Here is a 520-nt window from a genome sequence, read left to right as displayed (position 1 = left end):
GACGTGCTGATCGCCGCCATCACCAGTTGCACCAACACCTCCAACCCCAGCGTGCTGCTGGCCGCCGGCCTGCTGGCCAAGAAGGCGGTGGAAGCCGGCCTGAAGGTGCAGCCGCACATCAAGACCTCGCTGGCCCCTGGCTCGCGCATCGTGACCGAGTACCTCACCGAGACCGGCCTGCTGCCTTACCTGGAGAAGCTCGGCTTCGCACTGGCCGGCTACGGTTGCACCACCTGCATCGGCAATGCCGGCGACCTGACGCCCGAACTCAATGAAGCCATCAGCAAGAGCGACCTGGTCTGCGCGGCCGTGCTTTCGGGCAACCGCAACTTCGAGGCGCGCATCCATCCCAACCTCAAGGCCAACTTTCTGGCCAGCCCGCCGCTGGTGGTGGCCTACGCCATTGCCGGCACGGTGATGCGCGACCTGATGACCGAACCCGTCGGCAAAGGCAAGGGCGGCAAGGACGTGTACCTGGGCGACATCTGGCCGACCAGCGACGAGATCTACAAGCTCATGA

General features: G+C 65.2%; 1 protein-coding gene. It reads left to right on the top strand.

All coding sequences use genetic code 11. The features are described 5' to 3' along the window. A partial coding sequence (locus tag AC1DWI_RS26050) for an aconitase family protein (RefSeq protein ID WP_477726317.1) occupies positions 1-520 on the top strand: 520 nt, incomplete at both ends.

The organism is Polaromonas sp. P3_C2 (assembly GCF_056402675.1).
Note: the sequence above shows the minus strand (reverse complement) of the source record. Positions and strands in the feature narration are given on the sequence as shown.